Raw genomic sequence first — 20,535 nt, 5'->3', positions numbered from 1 at the left:
ACTGTTTTCCCCGGATTTTTGGTGAAATCCTCCATAACGAGGCTAATTTTCGTAACTTTTCAGATATTTCATCAGGAAACTGACTCTCGTATCCTGAGATAAATAAAACCCTGCCAAATGCCGGCAGGGTTTTATTTATCTCAGCAAGCTTAAGCTGCCAGTCAATTTACTCACTTTTTTAGCCGGACCGTAGAGACAGATTCCCAAATAGTAAAGCTGTGAAGTCCTACAGCTTGAAAGTATATCTACATAGCTTTCATAGTCCCGGCATTTTTGGGCAATTTCACTAAAATCAATGACTGTTACATCCGAATAATTGTCGGCAGCCATTATATCGCGCAGCCCTTTTATCTGCTCCTTCGTACCTGTAAGCAGCGGAATCGTTTTAGTTGTAATCCCTGCATGAACATTGCCATCGGCATCCTGAATATCGCAGCCGACAATATTGCCCTGAAACATTTTCCCCAGACTGATTCCTAAAACCGCAGCAGTATTAGCGATTAACCCTAACGGCAATTCTCTGTTTATGACCATAACAATTTTCATTTTGAAACTTACCACCTTTTTTGACCTAGCATAACAAATGCCGTTCTCACTGTATTGTAAAAAATTGCTGACACTTTTGAGATGTCAGCAACTAATTTATATATTCTTTTGATAACTATCAGGCGTTACTCCCGTATGAGCCTTGAAGACTTTTGTAAAATGACTTTGATCATAAAACCCGGCTGCAAGAGCAACTTCAATCAGCGGCCTATGTTTGCACAGTTCTTTTTTTGCATAATTTACCCGCAGCAAGGTCTGATACGTGTGGGGAGGAATCTTAAAGAAACCCTTAAACAGCCTGATAATGTGAAACTTATTCAAGCCCGAAGCTTCCTCCAATTGGTCAAGCGTAATCTTCTCTAAAAAGCAACTCTGCAAATACTCTCTTATCAGCTTAAGCTTAGGCTGCTCAAGACTGGCACCAGAATTGTGACTTGCCCGCCAACCTGTTAAATGCCGCTCAAAAAAGGCTGCTATTCTTGCTTCTTTCTCCAGGGGAATTGCATGTGTGCTCAGCACTTCTACCAGCTCGTTTGTTTCCGTAAAAGTCCCGTTTTCTGGAGCTTCTTTAACGATAGGCTCATCAAACAGATAGCTGCCATGACTATCCATGAATCCCTGAACCCATGCGGCATTAACGAAAAGCATCGAATAAGCCCACTGTCCGGGATCAAAAGGATTACAGGAATGAATGAAATCGGGAGGCAAAAAAACGACGGTCTTAGGAGAGAGTATTGCAGTCCTGCCACCATACCAAAAGAAGCTTTTTCCTTGTTCAACGATTCCAACGGAATATTCTTCATGGGTATGTTTGCGATAAGAAAGCTCGCCTGTATTGCATTGTTTTAACTCAAAAAACGGTAAATGCTTATCGCGATAAAACCGCACGTCTTCACTAGTTCCCTTACCCGTCATACTACCACCTCCCTGCTATTGTATCATATTGGCTATTTACCGGCACGATGCAAAAAGAGTGGAGGCATTCTCTAAACTAAATTTGTTAATACTAAGTACTATTACTGCTCTTTAGGGGAGGTCGAACGAATATTTATGGAATTATTTCTCATTGTATTAGTTCTCCTGGGATTGATCGGCCTGTCCATGATCTTAAACCGCTTTATTCCCTTTGTCCCTGTACCGTTGATTCAAATTGTATTAGGCGTTGGCATTGCCTATCTGCCTTCCGGTATACACTTGCCGTTAAATCCCGAACTATTTTTTGTATTATTTATTGCTCCCCTCTTATTCAATGACGGAAAGAGGATGCCAAGAGAACAACTATGGAATTTGCGGCTGCCAATTATTTTGCTGGCCTTAGGTCTGGTATTTGTTACGGTATTTATTATGGGCTATGTCATACATTGGATGATTCCTTCTATTCCACTTGCGGCAGCTTTTGCCTTAGCTGCTATTTTATCACCTACTGACGCCGTTGCTGTAGGCGCCTTGGCGGGACGAAGCGCCCTGCCGAAAAGCCTCATGCATCTTCTTGAGGGAGAAGCCTTGATGAATGATGCTTCCGGTCTGGTTGCTTTTAAATTTGCCGTTGCAGCAACTGTAACCGGCTTTTTTTCCTTGTTTCAGGCTGCAAGCAGTTTCACCGTAATCGCGCTGGGCGGGCTGGCATGCGGAGTAATACTTTCCTACCTTTTAATACGGCTGCGCATGTTTATTCGCCGGTCAGGTATGGAAGATGTAACCATGCATATGCTCATCTTGCTGCTAACCCCCTTTATCCTGTATATGGCTGCAGAAGAAATTGGCGTATCAGGAATTTTAGCTGTAGTTGCCGGCGGCATTACCCATGCCGTTGAGCGGGATCACTCTGAATCTGTAATGGCCAAATTGCAGGTAGTATCAACAAGCACCTGGTCGGTGGTTTTGTTCATTCTTAACGGTACTGTTTTTTTAATCCTAGGCTTGCAAATCCCCGCTGTTACTACCGTCATATTCCGTGATGCTACCATAAGCAATACGGATGTTATTGCTTATATTGTCGTCATTTCACTGTGTTTGCTTACACTGCGCTTTATCTGGAATTATGTATTCCTCAAAGAACGGTGGATATCTGAAGAGAAGGATGAACCACTGCCTCACATGCATTCAGTCATCTTAATCACCATATCCGGCGTGCGAGGCACACTGACACTTGCAGGTGCATTTTCTATTCCGTTTGTTTTGCAGGACGGCAGTGCCTTTCCAGAACGCTCTTTGATTATCTTTCTCGCAGCAGGCGTCATTCTGTTCACACTGATTGCTGCAAGCATTCTCCTGCCGCTTCTCGCAGCCAAGCACACAAAGCTGGATTCTCCCGATCATGCTTCAATCGAATACCTTGCCCACAAAAAGGTGATCGGATCAGTAATGAATGTATTAAAAGAAGAAATGAACTACGAAAACAAAACTGCTACGCTGTCAGTCATTTCCCGCTATGAAAAACTCTACCACATGCCGCTCCAAAAAGAGAACTCGTCTGCACTAAAGGCACGGGCAACGGAAGCAAACTTGCGTATGATCTGCCTCAGGGCAGAGCAAGCCGAAACGGAACACCTGCTGGAAACAGGACAAATTTCTGAGGATACGGCGTATCATCTGCAAAAGCATATTAAAGAAATAGAAGCTGCATTATCAAATCAGATGAAACTAAATCTTTTTCTAATCACTTCCTTACTAAAACGGCTTATGGCACAATTAACATCACACAAAAAGAAAAACCTTAAAACAAAAATCCAGGAGATGCGCTTTGCCAGAATTCGCATGTCCAAGGCTGCAATTGCAGCCATCCGCGAGCATATCAGCGAAGATACAAAGCAGGCTTCTACTGAGCTGATCAACAATTACTATAAGTCTATTGAGCGGTTAAGTATGCAAGCCCAGTATCCCCAAGGGAAAGAGCTGCTGGAAAAACAAAAAAAAGAACTGCAGCTAAAAGCCATTCAAATTGAACGGAATGAAGTGCAGGCTCTTTTTGAAAGCGGTGAAATCAACCGCGATATTGCCAATAACTTGCGCAGATCAATTAATTACTTCGAAGCAACCATTCTGGAAGAAGAAATCAGCAGTTAAAGAGACTCCACAAACCAAACCCGGCTATGCAAGCTCCGGACAACCGGTTAATCCAACCCATGCTTCTCTGGTCAAGCGACGTGCGAAGCATATTTACCATTCCACTCAGAAAAAGCCACCAAAGCAACGAGCCCACAAATACGCCGAACACTAACATGCCTGCCAATACATAGTTACCACCGGTTGTTCCGATTCCTAAGCCAGCAAAAATGGCCGCAAAAGAAAGAATGGTCATTGGATTGGTCACCGTTAAACAAAAAGCGGAAACATAAGCACCCGCAAGCCCCTTATTTCCGGTTGTCCCAGTTGTTTCAGCCGGAACTGAAAAAAATGTGCTGCAGCCTAAATACAGCAAGAATGCGCCGCCAAGCAACCGCAGATAAAATTGCTGTTCCAGGAGAAAGGCGGACACTGCCGTCACGCCAAAAGCGGCAATGCAGCCATATAAGGCATCGGCTGTTGCGGTTCCCAGACCGGACACAAAACCGTTAAGCATCCCCTTCGACAACGTGCGGCGAATGCAAAGTACCCCTATCGACCCTACGGGAGCCGCTATGGAAAGTCCCAGTACGATACCCTTGGCAAACATAGAAAGTTCCATAACGACTACCTTCCTTCAGTCTTGATTGGCAATATGGGAGTTTCCTTTACCGTAGATAAAATTACGGTTGTTCTTGTTTTTACTCCAGGCAGGGATTTTATTTCCTCACTGATTAAGCGCTCCAAATCGCGGGTACCGGAGCAGCGGACCTTGATTATATAGTCTTCTGCTCCCGCAATGTGATGGCACTCCAGTACCTCTGCCAAATTCATCATTAAGTGGATAAAATCAGGTTTCACTTCTGCCTGCTCTAAGGTTATCGCGATTATGGCAGCCAGGCCGCAGCCAATCTCTTCCGGATTGATCAATGCCGAATACCCTTTTATTACCCCGTTTTCTTCCAGCCTGTGCACGCGATCGGCTGCAGCAGGAGCTGACAAGCCTAGCAAAGCCCCTAATTCGGCCCAGGTGGTTCGCCCATGTGTCATCAAACGTTCAATTATTTTGATATCATTATTATTCATAGCAATTTTCCTTCATTTCCAATTTTTTAATATTATAATACACAACAATCGAAACAAGGTAAAGCTTTTTCTCTAGAACTGCATATACTCCGATCCACTGAAGCAGCGCCCGCATATGATATAAGAGACTAGATAGATGAACAGGCGGTGATTCAATGGCTGGGAGCAAATTGCTGACTGGTCAAGAGCTTTGTGAAATGACGGCGATTCCCGGTCAATTACTGGACTGTACCCAGATTCAAGCCATCTCCTCCTTCAGAACGAATAACGGCAGTACTAGTTTTCAAATACCGGACAATCCCGATTTTCTTTCTTATCCCATCCGCATAGACGCACTAAACCGGTCTATTGTGTTAACCTCTAAACCCTTATCCCGAAAATATGAAAAACAAATTGCTACGTTTCAATCGACCAATGCACAGCTATTACAATTTTTAAAATCAGATGCATTTACCTATGAAGAGACAGGCAATACTGCGACAACCATGTTTTTTGATAAACAAGACAATAACCTAGTCGCATATTGTTCAACTAAGTGCTCTGCCCTAAAAATGAAAGGCGAAAAAATATTCAGCCTTTGTCCGTGTGTCGAAATAGCTGTTTTATGCGTTGATGACCGCTATCGGTTTAAAGGCATCGGTCAGGCAATCATCAAACATACTCTTCAAGACATTATTAAAATAAGAAAAATAGCCGGTGTACAACTTGTTACGCTTTTCTCCCTGCCTGATGCCGTTGAGTTCTATGAAGCGCTTGATTTTCACAAACTGGAAAAAGACATGAAGATGTTGTCTGCTCCGGTTCACAAGATTTGTGTTCCCATGTATTTGATTCTGCCAGGCAGCGAGCTTATTTTGAAATAACATGCGGCAGGCGAAACAAAATTAAAGGCTGCAGAGCCATAAACTCTGCAGCCTTTAGTTTGCTTCACTATTGATTTGTTGTTACTTTACCATGTCCATGCCTAACTGCAGAGCTTTTTCATTAATCGCTTCTGTTCCCTTCGGCACTTTGGATAATACGGCCTTTGTCAGTGACTCAACAGTGACAACCCCCGTAATTTTAGCAATGGCGCCAAGCGCAATAATATTGGCAAACAAGGCTTTCCCCAGTTCCTCTTGGGCCGTATGGGTAATAGGCAGTTCATAGACTTTACTGTATTTCTTTTCAGGCAGCTTTTCTACGAACAAGCTGTCTGTAATCAGAATACCTTCTTCCGGCAAATCAACGGTGTATTTCTTACAGGCTTCCTGACTCATCGCCAATACAACGTTCGGTACAGTAATCTTAGGGTAACGAATCACCTTATCCGAAATCAACACTTCTGATTTACTTGATCCACCCCGGGCTTCAGGACCATACGATTGGGACTGGATCGCATTCTTACCGTCCATAAGCGCTGCTTCCGCAAGAATAATACCGCCGAGAATAAGACCCTGTCCGCCTGTTCCTGATAATCTTAGCTGTTGCATGCTATTTCGCTCCTTTCTGGGCACGGGCAATGACTTTTTCATATTCTGCCGTGTATTCAGGAGCAGTTTTCTTATAGAGAACGCCAATCGGGAATTTTCCCTCTTTTTGTTCGTCGCTCATTTTTTCATAGGCTGCCAGCATTACGCCGTTATCCTTTTGCCATTTCATCATATTCGGCGCAGCGCCCATTTTGTTCTGGCGCCCGTAAGAAATCGGACAAGCGGTGATTGCTTCAATAATGCTGAAGCCTTCATGCTGAATACCCTGGGTAATGACATCAACCAGCGTTGGCGTATGATAGGTGGTTGCTCGGGCAACAAATGTAGCTCCGGCTCCTTTCGCCAGTTCCGTTACATCAAAAGCGCGGTCAACTGTCCCAAAGGGAGCTGTCGTTGCTTTTGAGTTGGTAGGAGTAAGCGGCGAATATTGACCCCCGGTCATTCCGTAAATGTTATTGTTGTAGAGCACTACAGTTAGATCAATGTTGCGGCGGGCAGCATGGATAAAATGATTACCGCCGATAGCCGTAGCATCACCATCACCTGTTACTACGATAACTTTAAGCCGTGGTTCGGCCAGTTTTATGCCGGTTGCAACCGGCAGCGCACGGCCATGGGCCGAATGGACTGTATTAAAATCAAGGTAACCCGATGCACGGCTGGAGCACCCAATCCCCGATACAACGGCTATGCCGTCTTTATCCAGGGCAAGCTTATCGATTGCTTTGACGATGGCACCGGTTACAATTCCATTGCCACAGCCGGGACACCAGATATGAGGCAGCCGGCCCGCGCGAAAATATTTATCAATTATTTGTTCCATTTCCATATACTAAGCTTCCTCCTTACCGTTATTTATCTGCATTTTTCAATAGCAGCCAGCAGTTCGTTCGGTGTAATGGCCTCACTATTGTACTTTGCATGAAGTGTTACTGGAATTTTACCAGCTACAGCCCGTTCAACTTCAATCACATACTGACCGAAGTTCATTTCTGCAACAATAAGGTGCTTTACTTTCTCGGCAAGCGCCTTGACCTGTTTTTCAGGGAAAGGCCACATCGTAATAGGACGGAACAAGCCAACTTTTATCCCTTTCTCACGTGCAGCATCAACTGCGGCATAAGCCGTCCGGGCTGTTCCACCGTAAGCAAGAACAGCAACCTCAGCATCCTCCATCAGGTATTCCTCATAGAGAACGATGTCTTCCAGATTGTTATTGATTTTTGCATGGAGCCGATCCAGGCAGGCCTGCGTAGCAGCCGGTGAACCATCAGGGAAGCCGAATTCATCATGCACCAGTCCGGTTACATGCCAACGATAGCCTGTTCCGAATGGAGCCATTGGTGGAATAAGATCCGCATCAGGTTTGTATGCGCGGAACTCTTCAGGCGATACGGAAGGAAGCTTACGCTGGGGTTTTGCAATTTTATCATAAGACGTAGGAAGATCAATGCGTTCGCGCATGTGTCCAATAATCTCATCAAGTAATAAGATTACCGGAATGCGATATTTTTCAGAGAACTCATAAGCCTTGATAGTAAGATCAAAACATTCAGGAACACTGCCGGGAGTAAGGGCAATGATCGGATGATCACCATGTGTTCCCCAGCGGGCTTGCATCACATCACCCTGAGCAGGTGCAGTTGGTTGTCCGGTCGAAGGACCCACGCGCTGTACATTAACGATTACCATAGGAATTTCGGCAATACAGGCATACCCTAGCAGCTCTTGCTTTAAAGAAAAACCAGGACCGCTGGTTGCTGTCATAACCTTTTTCCCCGTAAGGGCAGCACCGATAATTACGCCGATACCGGCGATTTCGTCTTCCATCTGAATAAATTTACCACCAATAGCTGGTAATGCCTTGGCAAGAGATTCAGCCACTTCAGTAGAAGGAGTTATGGGATAGCCGCCAAAAAAAGTAACACCGGCAGCAATGGCACCTTCGGCTACCGCTTGGTTACCTTGCATAAGTTTTGTTTCGTAAGACATCGAATTCACTCCTTTGCTATTTTTGTACGAAGATGGCAAAATCAGGACAGCGCATCTCACACTGGCGGCATTTGATGCAGTCTTTTTCATTCACAATTTCTACTTTTTCCAGTTGATTTACGGTTAGAACCTTTTTAGGGCAGAACTCCACACAGATGCCACACCCTTTACAGCGATTCATGTGAATTTTTAAGCTCATTGAAATCACCTCTCTTTTTCTATAATAAAACCGAGGGCTAAATCGCCACCAGCCACCTAACAAGCTAGTCTTTTTTGTACGGCACAGCAACAAGTCGGAATATTTCAAAATAACTGAAATTTAAAACCCTTTTCAGACAATCTCTCTGTACCGCAGACGTTATGCACTTGTTTTTTCTTCCGTTACGATTATACCAAAAAATCCAACATATTAAAAATATCTATTTCGATTGCTATATATATTTTTTTCGACTAAATAAGAATAGTTAAAAGCAGCTCATCCTTCGATCGTTATTTATTGAAAATTATAAAATAACTGACAATTCATCTTCTAAACGGCTCCGTAATGATTGACACCTGCACTAGCTTTCATTAGAATTATATCAAGATCTTAATTATAATAAAAATATCATTTTTGTTTGTTATCTATATCTTTTTCGAATGATAGAAAGAAGGACTACTATGGATTTCCGTCAATTGAAGTATTTTCTGGCGGTTGCGGAAGAAGGCCAAATAACCAAAGCGGCGCAACGGCTGCATGTGACGCAGCCTCCGCTCAGCCAGCAGCTAATTCTACTCGAAAAAGAGCTAGGCGTTCAGCTCTTTGAACGCGGCAAAAAACATATCCGCTTAACAGAAGCTGGCAACATACTGCGTAACAGGGCCGAGCAAATGATGGAATTAAAAAAAGTAACTCTCAATGATTTGCAGGAATCAACAGCCGGAATCAGCGGCCGGTTAATGATTGGAACCATCCCGTCTTCGGCCGGATCGCTGCTGCCTGGACTCATTCAAAAATTTCATCAGCAATATCCTAAAGTTACTTTTCATGTTCGCCAGGGAGAAACGTTAAAAATCCTTGAACTGCTCAACGTGGGAATTATTGAAATTGGTATTGTTCGCACGCCCGTTGACTACGAGCAGTATGATTATATTTTATTGCCGGAAGAAGATATGGTAGCAGCAGCACTCCCGGCTATGCTGCCCGCCTGTACAGAGCCCCTGGAAATCAGCCAACTGGCCGACAAACCCCTGCTGGCTCACCACCGCCATGCCGCACCAACAATTGTCGAGCACTGCCGTCAGCAAGGCCTTGAGCCCTCCTTGCTCTGCACCAGCGATGATATTACCCTATTATTGCTATGGGCCAATCTGGGCTTAGGCGTTGCCATTGTTCCCGAATCAGCTGTGGATATTCTGCCGGGATCATCCTTAACTTTTCATAAATTACGAGGGCCTTACCTTAAAACAACAACTGCTGTTCTCTGGTCAAAAAAGCACCCCCTCTCTGCAGCAGGATCGCATTTTATTGAGTTCTTTAAATAGCTTTAGCTGATAGAAAAGAAAAACGCAGACTAAAAGTCTACGTTTTTTCATCTATTATTTTTCATTTGTCTTTGCCAAGAAAATTGCAACGATAAAAAAGAAAAGCATCTCCATTTCCAATCCTCCCTTCTCCAATTAGCTGAGAATCGAGAGAAAACAAGAAGCTATTTATTTTAAAATCATTAGCCAATAGCCAAGGCAACTAATCCAATCATCATGGTTCCTGCACCGGCCAGTCTGAGTTTAGCATCACTTTCTGACAACAGCTTGGCACCAAGAATAGCCCCGATCAATATGCTGACCTCCCGGGCAGGAGCAATATAACTCACAGGGCTGAAGACCATTGCTGTTAAGACAAGAATATAGGCTAATGGCGACAATATTGCCACTCCCAGCGCTTCTTTTTTATGAGCAGCCCACTGTTCTTTGACTTTCGCCCAGTTCTTTATAGAATACGGCGTGAGCAGCAGCACCCGGCCTAAATTTGTAGACCAATCCATCAATAACGGTGGCAGCAAATAGGTACTAACAGCAACTTTATCTACAACTGTATATCCGGCAATGGCAGCACCACAAAACAAGGCATAAATAATCGATTTTTGTGCACCTGAGGCTTTTTGACTGAAAGGATTACCTGTAATGACAAGTATGCCGATCCCGATAAAAGCAGCTCCTGCCAAAGCAAGCGGGGTCGGATGTTCTTCCAAAAAGAAAATCGCCGTCAAGATAGATAGGAGCGGACCGGTCCCTCTGGCCAGAGGATAGATGACCGAAAGATCCCCAAAGCGGTACCCTTTATCAAGTAAAATGAAATACACCGAATGGAGTGCAGCACTGCCTGCTATCAATGCAAGATGCATTGGGCTGATAGACGGTTTTTCCACCAGTACAATCCACAAAGCCAAAGGAAAATAGATGACTGCCGATAAACTGGCAAAAATCCAGATAAATGCCGTACCTCCGCAAACTTTTTTAGCTAACAGATTCCACGCTGCATGGCAAAATGCAGCTACCACTACAAGCAGAAGTGCAAAACCAGTCATCTTTTGTCCCCTCTCAAGAAAAGCGCTTCCTTCAAGCTAATTTTAATATACGAACGCCAGGTTAGTAAAACGCAAAGATTTGCAATAAAATAGCTAATAATTCGATATTTCAGGAGGTGATGACAAGTGGATGTATTGGGTATGGAAGCATTTCTCGCGATTGTACAAACCCGCAGCTTAACAAACGCAGCCGAACTACTGCATCTTTCTCAGTCAACGGTGAGTTATCGCTTACAGGTACTTGAACGTGAAATGGGCGCGACGCTCATTGAGCGCCGGAAGGGGATTCAAACCATTCACTTGACTCCGTTTGGCGAAAGCTTTGCTGTCTTAGCAGAACGCTGGAGCTTGCTAAAACAAGAAGTTGAGGTTTTACAGAGCCGTGGCCCCCAAACCAGTTTAGCAATAGGCGCTGCCGACAGCCTGAGTGTATATGTACTGCCACCATTGTATCGGATGATAAGCCAGCAGTGCCCTTCTATTCGCTTGAAGATTCGAACGCAGCATACGATGGAGTCTTATGAAAGCGTAGAGAAAAGGGAAGTCGATGTTGCCTTCGTAAAAGCAGAAAGAGTGGCTCCAGGCATGATAGTTGAGCCTTTCTATGTGGATGAAATGGTATTAGTCCGGCTTAATACCGCAGAACGCTCTCCCTCTGCGGTCATCTCGCCCTTGGAATTAGACTGCAGGAACCAGCTGTTTTTCAGTTGGGGGCCAGCGTATCAGCTATGGCATGACCGCTGGTGGAATGCTTTCACGCCAGCCAACTTGCAGATTGATTCGGCGGCACTGATCTTTTCTCTTATGTGGAATGCCCAGCAGTGGTCGATCGTTCCAAGATCAATCGCCAATTCCCTAGCCCAAACAGATAAATTTGTTATCCAGAGTTTAACTGATCCACCGCCCCCCAGAGTTTGCTACCAAGTAACTCACAAGCACCTTGATTCGGCAAAAAAGTCCGCTCTTGCCCTATTAAACCAATTCGTTACCTTAATCTACCGCAATAATTCAAATTAAGAAAACATACTCTTTCCACAAATTACCGGAGCAAAACAGCCTTGTTTTGCTCCGGTTTTATTTAATTTGACCGGCAGATCCTGCGATAACATAAATGTAGCCCGAGTTGTGGCTTACCAATCTGCTTCCAGCTTCTGCACTCAACTAAGCAACTTTATCAGTAAAGGAAGTAAGCCAGATGCTAAAAAAGACAGTTATTCTGATGCTCCTTATCTCCTATGTTTCCATTTCCCAGCCAACTCCCGCTCATGCCGGTTTTTTCTTAGTCAACATAATTAATGGTATTTTTAAGGGAAGCCCGAAGAATACTCCCGCACAGCCTAAACCGCCAAACAATCAAACGGTTACCTTAGTAAAGTTAGGAATGCAAAACAGCCAGGTCACTACAGTACAGCGATACCTGATTAAAGCCGAATACCTGACAGGAAAAGCGGATGGCATATTCGGCTACCAAACACTGCAGGCAGTCAAGCTGTTTCAGCAAGAAGCGGGGTTACTCGCCGACGGTATTGTCGGTGTAAAAACCTTGAGCGCACTAAAAAACTTCAAAGGAACCCGGCAGCAAAACAACCCCGTTCCCCGTAAGCCTGCTTACACTCCGCCAAAATCCAGCAATGACATTCCGGCTCATCTCTATGCTATCCCAATGATGGTCACCGGTTATACCCGTTATGACCCGGATTGTACCGATTATACATATCGCGGCACCTATCTGCGCAGAGGTTTGTGTGCTGTTGATCCAGATGTAATTCCGCTGGGTACCAGACTTTACGTCCCTGGCTATGGCGAAGCGTTAGCTGATGATATTGGTGGTGCAATCAATGGCAATCACATCGATCTTGCCATGGACACGCGCGCTGAAGCTTTTGATTGGGGAAGACGCCATGTGACCGTCTACATATTGCCCGAAAAATAAAACTGCTGCTTAGCACAATCAGCAAACACACCTCATATTATGTTATATACATTATAAACGAGGTGACTACATGATGAATGAAAATGATGAGTTCATAAACTTTAGTTTCTCTGTATTGCCAAGCAACACTTCCGGAAGTGTTGCAATCCCCTTGACACTCTCACCTACTCCTACAACATTAGCTACGCTTACTATGAGATCCGGCTGCGATTGTAATTGCGCTGTAGCGTTAAATGCAACGGTTGGCTGGCTGGCAGTAGCCAACGGCACCGGTCTGGAAAGAGTAGATGTCTTATTTAAAATCTGGCGGGGAGTACCATTAACTAATTTGGTCTTTAGTGCTCTTGACAGCGCAGAAAGCGGCTTTGACAGCAGAAAGCTTACCAGCTTTAATCATGTTGATACCCGTTTCGGTTCCTCCAGATTCTACACTTACTATCTCACCGCAGAGCTTCCTAATATCGGCAGCGCAGCTACCGTTATCGGACCAATCACCTTCACTGCAACCGAAATCGAAGGAGGTTAAAAACCTGCAACAAAAAGCCGTAAGCACCCTGCTTACGGCCTTTTCATACTTAACTGAATAACATCTTCCGCTCCAACGGGCTTGCTAATGTAATATCCCTGCGCATAGTCGCAGCCTAGCCCCTGGATTAGTTCCATTTGTTGTTGGGTCTCTACACCTTCGGCAACTACTTTGATACCGATGCCATGTGCCATTTGAATTAAGTTCCTGAATACTACCTGTGAACGTTCATTGCGATTCAGATCACGAACCAACGACTTATCCAGTTTTAAAATATCCAGCGGCAGACGTGTCAAATAATTAATAGAGCTATAGCCTGTACCAAAGTCATCGAGACAAATTTTAATTCCCATATCACGTAACAGCTTAATTTTTGTTTTGATCAAGGGGAACGATTCAACTAACACAGTTTCGGTTATCTCTATTTTGAGGCTGTTCAGGGCAATACCTTGTGTTGTTACGACTTTTTCAACAATATCAATGAAATCCTCCTGCATGAGTTGAATAACCGAAACGTTCACCGAGATAAAAATATCACGGGCACCGAGCTGCTCAAGCGTTTTAATCATAGCCGCAGCATGATTGAGTACCCAGCAGCCGATCGGGATAATGGTCCCTGTCGCTTCTGCCAAGGGGATAAACTCTACCGGTGAAACGTCACCCAGCTGCCCTGACTTCCAGCGCAGCAATGCTTCAAGTCCAATGATTTGATGAGTCTTCACGCAAATCAGCGGCTGATACACTAAAGAAAACTCATTCCTGTCCACTGCTTGTTTGAGACTTTGTTCCATCAGCTGGCGGGCCGTAATATCACTCAACAACTTGGCTTCATAAATAACATAGGCATTTTTTTTACTTTTAGCCTGATACATGGCGATATCTGCGTTTTTCAACAGCTCCACTACAGTATCTCCATGGTGCGGATAAAAAGCCACTCCAATACTGGGAGTTGGCGAAATCAACACTCCTTGCACCTGCACAGGCTCGGCAATGATCCCCCGCAACTCGCTAAGCAGCTTTTCAACCTGCTTTTCATCTGCCTTACGCAGAAAAAGGGCAAACTCATCACCACCAAAACGGGCTCCAAAAACATCCTCCCCAAATAAGGATCTGATTCTGTTAGCAATAATCACCAAAAACTGATCACCGGCATCATGTCCATAGTGATCGTTTATGATTTTAAAATTATCCATATCCAAGAATAATACGGCTCCATTGTCCGGCCGATCCGCTTTCTGCAATTCTTCTCTCATGGTCTGCTGAAAAGAAAACCGGTTGGGCAAGCCGGTAAGATCATCATGGTACGCTTGCTTTCTCAACTGTTTTTCCGTAGAAGTGATCTTACGAAAAGCAATGACCCCAATAAAAATAAATGTCAACAATGCCACCATAACAAGAATCATCATATTCTGCTTTGCCAGCACAATTATACGGACAATGCCGCCGGTCTTGTCTGCCACATCCCGCTCATGCAGGGCTACAAACATTTTCAGGCCGTCATTTACGCGTTCCAAGTAGAGAAGACTGTCTTCCATCCGGTCCCGCGCCTCAAAGATTTTATCACGCTGAAAGGCACTCATTACTTGTAAAACCGACGTCCTATAACCCTGCCAGTTCTTCCCTACATACGTATGCAGTGCCTCCTCATCCTCCCGATGATTGCGGTCATTCATATACTTTTTCTCAATTTCATCTATTTGAACAATAATTTGCTTTTCAATATATTGGCGTTTATCTTCGCCCTCAGAGATGATCAGCCGTGAAACCAGCCAGGGAACTTTATTGACCTCTCCCTGTACTTCCACGACTTTACTTAACTGTTTAACATTTTCGTCTTGAACCGTTTTTACGCTATATTCAATATTAGACAGCTCATCCGCAACAAAACTCCGAATATAAAATGTGAGCGCAAACATGGCAGTGAATAGTAGAGTAAGAGCAAGTTTGCTTGAATTCATAAAGCTTCTCCCCCAAGAATGGTGTTGCAGTATGCCGCCTTATTAAGGCTGCTGAGGTTTACATTGTTCTGCAACATTTTGCATTATCCTGCCTATTTTCCACAGTACTGACTTGACTTCTCCTAATGGCTGAAACTGCTTTGACAGCTAAATAGGGGTACTACTTCATTTCCTCAAGTTTTACAAGTAAATTCCATCACGAATAATATAAACTAGGCAAATATGGTCTATAAGTTAAGAAAGCGGCTTCACAAAAAATTAAAATGAAAAGATATCATAGCCAAAGCTATTTAATAATACTTGGCGATTTATCTTATCAACCATCATTCTTTGCAGGATAGCGCATAGTAAATTCCGAATATAACTAAAATTCAAGTTGAGAAGGTGGTGAAGTTTTGTTTCAAAACAATCATTGCAACTTAATTGAAAATGGAAACTTATTGCTTACTCTAAACTGTGTGCTTTTTCACCACCGTCCTGAAGCGCTCTTGATGTGTACAGGGCACGGTATCATACTTACAGCCAACCCTGCTGCTTGTACCATGTTCGGTCTTACAAAACAGGAACTTATCAAAGCCGGCCGGCAAGGCTTGATAGATCCTGCCGATCCCCGCTTAGGACGATCTTTACAGCAGTTAGAAAAAAACAACTGCACTACCATCGAACTTACGCTCGTGCGCAGTGACGGTTCAAAATTCCCTGCCATCCTTTCGTCTGCAAGATTTGAAGATAGAACAGGGCGCATAATAACGATTTTGTCAATCCTTGATATGACCAATCACTATAAGGTACAGGAAAACTATGGACTTGCTATTGAACAGTTGAGAGCAATCTTTGAAAACGCAACAGATGCAATTGCGATTTTTGATTTAGACGGAATCTTAGTACAAGCAAACAAAGGCTTCGAAGAGATTTTTGGCTGGCCGCTTGCCGAGGTTCTTGACCGGAGGCTGCCGGTCACGCCGCCAGATACAATGAACCATGCAGAATATATGGTCAAAATGGTCTCTGCCGGCGAAAGCATAAAGGACTTTGAGACAACGAAAATTCGCAAAGATGGAACGCGTGTCGATGTCAGCATTTCGATGTCGCCATTGAGAAACTCTTATGGAAAGATTCATGCATTAGTGTCTATCGTCCGTGATATTACCGACAGGAAAAAAATGCAGGCAATAGCTGAGCGAGCGGAAAAGCTGCACCTGGTTGGACAAATGGCGGCTGGCATTGCCCACGAAGTACGCAATCCAATGACAACTGTCCGGGGATATTTGCAGATGCTGCAACGCCGCCCCGAAAACGAATATATCGCAAGTCAATTGCATTTGATGATTGAAGAAATTGACCGCGCTAACTCCATTATTACTGAGTTCTTAAGCTTAGCGAAAGATAAACGCGTTCATCTTGAAACAAAAAATATTAATCAGCTAATAGAAACCATCTATCCCCTAATCGAGGCAAACGCATTAGAAAAAGACAGGGTCATTAAAATTGAGTTAGGCCATACTTCCTCTTTGCTGATTGATCAGCACGAAATTACCCAGCTCTTGCTGAACCTTTTACAAAACGCAATCGAGGCGACGGATAAAGGCGATACGATTAAAATCCTAACCTGGGAAGAACAGGATCAAGTATACCTGGCGATTGAAAATACCGGCCCCATCATACCGCCGGAAATTATTAATTCACTTGGCACACCGTTTTTCACTACCAAAGATTCCGGTACCGGTTTAGGCCTGGCAGTGTGCTACAGTATTGCCGAAAGGCATCACGCTAACTTAAGCGTCGAGTCACAAGAGAATCGCACGCGTTTCACCGTTAAATTTACGGTTCCAATGAACAACGGCAAGGCTCAGAAATCCTGAACCTTGCCGTTAACTTTACTCTCCGCTGCCAAAGCCAAACTGAACTACCTTGTTGCGCCCTGAGCGCTTAGCCTCATAAAGGGCTTTATCCGCTTGGGCTAACAACTCTTGAGGCATACCATGCTGAACAAAACAAGCTAAGCCGAAGCTGCAAGTTACCCGCCCAAAAGCAGAACGCAGATGAGGCAGGTTTAATTCTTCAATATAGAGCCTGGCCTTTTCGGCATATTGAAACGCCTGACTACAGTCGCCCCTAATCAATACAACAAACTCTTCTCCACCGTACCGGGCTAACAGACATTCCTCATTCAGAAATGTATCCTGTAAAACGGCCGCTACCTGCACCAGGCATTCGTCACCCTGCAGATGACCGTAGTGGTCGTTGTACTCTTTAAAAAAATCAATATCCATGATAATAACTGCCAGTGCATTTTTCTCTTTTGCCACCTGCCGGCATGCAGCTACAAACTCTTTATTAAAGCGCCGCCTGTTTGCCACCCGGGTCAAAAAGTCTGTATCGGCCAATTGGCTGAGACGTTGGTTAGCTGTTTCCAGACTAGCGGTGGCAGAGAGCAATTCTTTTTCTTTGTTTTTTCGCCATTTGTTCTGCCGATACATAAACAAGGCAAACACAATACTAGCAGCCAAAAAAGTAGCCACTACAGCCAATAACAGCCATTGAATGTTCAACTGCGCATTTTTGAGCGTAACATCTTTATGCAGTAATTCTATTTCTTTTGCTTTTCCTTCCAGCTCATGCTGATTTTGTAAAATCAGTATTTTTTGGTGCAAATCAGAATTGAGAATCGATTCTTGCAGGGATATATATTTATGCAGATATGACAGTGCCTGCGGTAAATCCAGAGAGGCTTCAAAAATTTTTGCTTTTTCCCAGGCTATGTCCCGTCGTAACCCTTTTTGCTTAATCTGCTCTGCCGTAAGCTCTGACCGGTCGTAATAATCAAGTGCTTTTGCACTCTCTCCTTGCTCGGCATAGATGACCCCGGCACGAAATAGCGTATAGGCAACACCATGGGTATATTGGATGGACTCGTAATGAGCCAACGCATTCAGCGTATAGCTTTCCGCAAGCGTGAGCTGCCCGGTCAGCTTGTACGTCTCGCCAAGGGACAGCATGGAATAAGCAATTCCCTGTACTGACTGAATGCTTTCAGCCAGCTGCAAGGCTTCTTGAAAAACAGCCATTGCCGACGGAATATCCCCTTTTGCCCTGTAAACAAGACCAAGATTATTTAAGGTATTTACCCGCCCACTTTGGTCGTTTTCGGGTTTTAGCAGCAATGCCTCGCGAAACAATTCTATTGCTTTATCGTAATTGCCCAGCTTGTGATGTACCCTGCCCATATTATTAATGGATTTGGACATTCCTACTTTATCTTCAATTGCTTTGCGAATCTCCAGGGCTTTCACATAATGCTGCAGCGCCCTGTCAAACTGACTTTGTTCAAAATAGACAGTGCCCAGATGATTTTCCGCATCGCCTTCTCCTTTAAGGCTGCCAATGTGCCGGGCAAGCTCCCGGCTTTGCTCCAGATAATCGCGAGCTTCAAGCGCATTACCAAGCCGCATATGTGCCAGACCGGCAGTAAGCAGAGCTGACGTTAAAACCTCTTGATTGTCCAGCTCTTTTGCCAGGAGCTGCGCCTCATTGCTAAGTTCAATTGCCTTTTCGGGCCGGGTATAAACACTTTCGGCAGCTTCCCGCTCGATCTCGGCTAACCGATTTTGAGCCTCATGCCCAATAGAAGCTGCTGCAACCTGAAGAGACACTCCTGCCAGTAATAGCAGAACAAAAAGCAGTACTTGTCTTGCTGCCGCCTTGTATAATACTTTCATAACAACTATCTTTTTGCCTCTCTTTTTAAGCTGCCTTCAAAAAACTAGTAGATACATTCGACAGCAATAGACCTACTCCTCTCGGCCAGGGTTGTATCACCATGCGGAATTTTAAGCGCACAGGGGCGACATCCGGCAGCAGGGGTACCTACAAAGCGCTATTGTGCATCCATCTGTCTTTATCGGCGTACGCGTTGATTTTTATACAAATAATCCATTTGTCTGATCTGGCATTTTATACTAACATAAAACCAGATCCGTATTTACTATTATTAACTTCCACTGTGGTTTTTCTTAAGTAAAGTGCTAGAGGCAACTGGGGGATAACATGGATATTATTATCGGCATGTTTGTTACATTCAGTATATTGCTTTTTTCTATTTATAAGGGGATTTTTGTGGGTATTCCTTTATTAATTGGTTTATGCATTTTTGCTCTTCTTTCTTGGAGAAGAGGATTCTCGTTAAAAGATATTTGTAGGATGTCTTTTAACGGAGGGAAAAAAGCATTTGTAGTTTTAAAGATATTTATATTAATAGGGGCTATAACTGCTATCTGGATGGCAGCAGGAACGGTCCCTGCAATTGTCTATTACGGAATCAAACTTATGAATCCTAACTACTTTATCCTATATGCGTTCCTAATAAGCTCATTAGTATCTGTTCTACTTGGCACATCATTAGGAACAGTCAGCACAGTAGGCATAGCTTTAATTGTCATGGCAAAAAGCGGTAATGTTGATCCAAATTTAGCAGCGGGAGCAATTATTGCCGGAGCCTACTTTGGAGATAGATGTTCTCCCATGTCTTCCAGCGCCAATTTAGTTGCAAATTTAACGGAAACAAATATTTTTACCAATATACGAAATATGGTTTCATCATCCGTCATCCCGTTTATTATCTCTATCATTCTATATACTTTTTTCTCCTTCACCCAGCCATTAAGCATTGTGGAAAGCAGCATTGATAGGGAAATCTTAAACAGCTTTCTTATCGATTGGTTAGCTTTATTACCAGCAATTCTTATCGTAGCTTTTTCAGTATTTAAAGTGAATGTCAAAAGCTCCATGCTCTGCAGCATTTTCATAGCAGTACTGCTTAGTATTTTTATTCAACATGATAGCATGAACGATATTATCCACTATTTGTTCTTTGGTTTTTATTTGCATCCCGACAATCCACTCTATTCCATAATTAAAGGCGGCGGCATTATTTCTATGTGGAAGGCTTCACTGGTTGTATATGTTTCTTGCGCTTTAGCCGGAATATTCGACGGGACAAATATGCTGAACAGCGTAGAAAAAGTCCTTGCCAGGGCAAGAACACGGGCTGAGCTTTTTGCTTATACCATTATCGTCAGTATTTTAACCGCTGCTTTTGGCTGCAATCAGTCGATGGCAATTGTTTTAACCAATCAGCTTGTGACTAGCACTTACCAAGAGAAAAACATCGATAAGTATACATTAGCGCTTGATTTAGAAAACACCGGAATTGTACTAGCGGCCCTTATCCCCTGGAATATTGCAGCTTTTGTCCCTACTACTACCATGGATGTGAGTCCCGTCGAATTCATTCCTTATGCTTTTTATTTATATCTGCTTCCGCTGGTATGTCTTATACGATTGAAACTCGCAGGAAATGAAAAGGAGAAAGCCTCAGCCTGAATGACAGGTTGAGGCTTTCTCCACTCTA

At 43.9% G+C, this 20,535-nt stretch carries 19 protein-coding genes; 8 read left to right on the top strand and 11 right to left on the bottom strand.

All coding sequences use genetic code 11. The annotated features are described in order from the left end of the window. Positions 1–135: 135 nt before the first annotated feature. Complete coding sequence (locus RTR76_RS01975; RefSeq protein ID WP_312516131.1) at positions 136–546, bottom strand: DUF2000 domain-containing protein; 411 nt, start codon at positions 544–546, stop codon at positions 136–138. 96 nt (positions 547–642) lie between these two features. Next, complete coding sequence (locus tag RTR76_RS01970; RefSeq protein ID WP_312516128.1) at positions 643–1,461, bottom strand: AraC family transcriptional regulator; 819 nt, start codon at positions 1,459–1,461, stop codon at positions 643–645. Between the two features lie 135 nt (positions 1,462–1,596). On the opposite strand from RTR76_RS01970, the gene RTR76_RS01965 reads away from it, so the two are divergent. Then, on the top strand, positions 1,597–3,612 hold the full coding sequence (locus RTR76_RS01965) for a Na+/H+ antiporter (RefSeq protein ID WP_312516127.1): 2,016 nt from the start codon (positions 1,597–1,599) through the stop codon (positions 3,610–3,612). On the opposite strand, the gene RTR76_RS01960 is transcribed toward RTR76_RS01965, so the two are convergent. Both RTR76_RS01960 and RTR76_RS01955 read right to left on the bottom strand, forming a co-directional pair. Next, positions 3,602–4,213: a LysE family transporter gene (locus tag RTR76_RS01960; protein ID WP_312516125.1), complete on the bottom strand. Its 612-nt coding sequence runs from the start codon at positions 4,211–4,213 to the stop codon at positions 3,602–3,604. The genes RTR76_RS01965 and RTR76_RS01960 overlap by 11 nt on opposite strands. Positions 4,214–4,218: 5 nt before the next feature. Next, positions 4,219–4,677: an Lrp/AsnC family transcriptional regulator gene (locus RTR76_RS01955; RefSeq protein WP_312516122.1), complete on the bottom strand. Its 459-nt coding sequence runs from the start codon at positions 4,675–4,677 to the stop codon at positions 4,219–4,221. Positions 4,678–4,832: 155 nt separating this feature from the next. Between RTR76_RS01955 and RTR76_RS01950 the strand changes: the two genes are divergently transcribed. Then, positions 4,833–5,540, top strand: a complete 708-nt coding sequence (locus tag RTR76_RS01950; protein ID WP_312516119.1) for a GNAT family N-acetyltransferase — start codon at positions 4,833–4,835, stop codon at positions 5,538–5,540. An 81-nt stretch (positions 5,541–5,621) separates the two neighbouring features. Here RTR76_RS01950 and RTR76_RS01945 read toward each other — a convergent pair whose 3' ends face one another. The 4 genes from RTR76_RS01945 to RTR76_RS01930 are packed head-to-tail and all read right to left on the bottom strand — an operon-like array spanning position 5,622 to position 8,340. Continuing rightward, positions 5,622–6,149 (bottom strand): 2-oxoacid:acceptor oxidoreductase family protein, encoded by a 528-nt coding sequence (locus tag RTR76_RS01945; RefSeq protein WP_312516116.1) that lies wholly within the window; start codon positions 6,147–6,149, stop codon positions 5,622–5,624. 1 nt (position 6,150) lies between these two features. Beyond that, positions 6,151–6,972: a 2-oxoacid:ferredoxin oxidoreductase subunit beta gene (locus RTR76_RS01940; protein ID WP_312516174.1), complete on the bottom strand. Its 822-nt coding sequence runs from the start codon at positions 6,970–6,972 to the stop codon at positions 6,151–6,153. Positions 6,973–7,004: 32 nt separating this feature from the next. Then, complete coding sequence (locus tag RTR76_RS01935) at positions 7,005–8,141, bottom strand: 2-oxoacid:acceptor oxidoreductase subunit alpha (RefSeq protein WP_312516113.1); 1,137 nt, start codon at positions 8,139–8,141, stop codon at positions 7,005–7,007. Between the two features lie 16 nt (positions 8,142–8,157). Next, the gene (locus RTR76_RS01930) at positions 8,158–8,340 is read right to left on the bottom strand and encodes a 4Fe-4S binding protein (RefSeq protein WP_312516110.1); all 183 of its coding nucleotides are present in this window, start codon (positions 8,338–8,340) and stop codon (positions 8,158–8,160) included. 461 nt (positions 8,341–8,801) lie between these two features. On the opposite strand from RTR76_RS01930, the gene RTR76_RS01925 reads away from it, so the two are divergent. After that, positions 8,802–9,665, top strand: coding sequence for a LysR family transcriptional regulator (locus RTR76_RS01925; protein WP_312516107.1), 864 nt, complete (start codon positions 8,802–8,804; stop codon positions 9,663–9,665). 182 nt (positions 9,666–9,847) lie between these two features. Here RTR76_RS01925 and RTR76_RS01920 read toward each other — a convergent pair whose 3' ends face one another. Beyond that, entirely contained in the window at positions 9,848–10,708 is an 861-nt protein-coding gene (locus tag RTR76_RS01920) for a DMT family transporter (RefSeq protein WP_312516104.1), read from the bottom strand. A 126-nt stretch (positions 10,709–10,834) separates the two neighbouring features. Between RTR76_RS01920 and RTR76_RS01915 the strand changes: the two genes are divergently transcribed. From RTR76_RS01915 to RTR76_RS01905, 3 genes are all read left to right on the top strand, one after another. Then, positions 10,835–11,725 (top strand): LysR family transcriptional regulator, encoded by an 891-nt coding sequence (locus RTR76_RS01915; RefSeq protein WP_312516101.1) that lies wholly within the window; start codon positions 10,835–10,837, stop codon positions 11,723–11,725. A gap of 178 nt (positions 11,726–11,903) precedes the next feature. Beyond that, entirely contained in the window at positions 11,904–12,641 is a 738-nt protein-coding gene (locus RTR76_RS01910; protein ID WP_312516098.1) for a 3D domain-containing protein, read from the top strand. Positions 12,642–12,711: 70 nt separating this feature from the next. Then, complete coding sequence (locus tag RTR76_RS01905; protein ID WP_312516095.1) at positions 12,712–13,167, top strand: hypothetical protein; 456 nt, start codon at positions 12,712–12,714, stop codon at positions 13,165–13,167. Between the two features lie 32 nt (positions 13,168–13,199). Here the strand turns inward: RTR76_RS01905 and RTR76_RS01900 are convergent, their stop codons facing one another. Further along, positions 13,200–15,125 (bottom strand): bifunctional diguanylate cyclase/phosphodiesterase, encoded by a 1,926-nt coding sequence (locus tag RTR76_RS01900; RefSeq protein WP_312516093.1) that lies wholly within the window; start codon positions 15,123–15,125, stop codon positions 13,200–13,202. A 395-nt stretch (positions 15,126–15,520) separates the two neighbouring features. On the opposite strand from RTR76_RS01900, the gene RTR76_RS01895 reads away from it, so the two are divergent. Further along, on the top strand, positions 15,521–16,987 hold the full coding sequence (locus RTR76_RS01895) for a PAS domain S-box protein (protein WP_312516090.1): 1,467 nt from the start codon (positions 15,521–15,523) through the stop codon (positions 16,985–16,987). A gap of 15 nt (positions 16,988–17,002) precedes the next feature. On the opposite strand, the gene RTR76_RS01890 is transcribed toward RTR76_RS01895, so the two are convergent. Beyond that, positions 17,003–18,844 carry a tetratricopeptide repeat protein gene (locus tag RTR76_RS01890; RefSeq protein ID WP_312516087.1) on the bottom strand — a complete coding sequence of 614 codons (1,842 nt, stop codon included), beginning with the start codon at positions 18,842–18,844 and terminating at the stop codon, positions 17,003–17,005. Positions 18,845–19,172: 328 nt separating this feature from the next. On the opposite strand from RTR76_RS01890, the gene RTR76_RS01885 reads away from it, so the two are divergent. Next, positions 19,173–20,507, top strand: a complete 1,335-nt coding sequence (locus RTR76_RS01885; RefSeq protein ID WP_312516084.1) for a Na+/H+ antiporter NhaC family protein — start codon at positions 19,173–19,175, stop codon at positions 20,505–20,507. The last annotated feature ends 28 nt before the right edge of the window (positions 20,508–20,535 follow it).

The sequence above is a fragment of the Anaerospora sp. genome, from assembly GCF_032013335.1.
GTDB lineage: Bacteria > Bacillota > Negativicutes > Sporomusales > DSM-15969 > Anaerospora.
The sequence above is the reverse complement of the archived record's forward strand: the minus strand, read 5'-3'. Positions and strand labels throughout refer to the sequence as shown.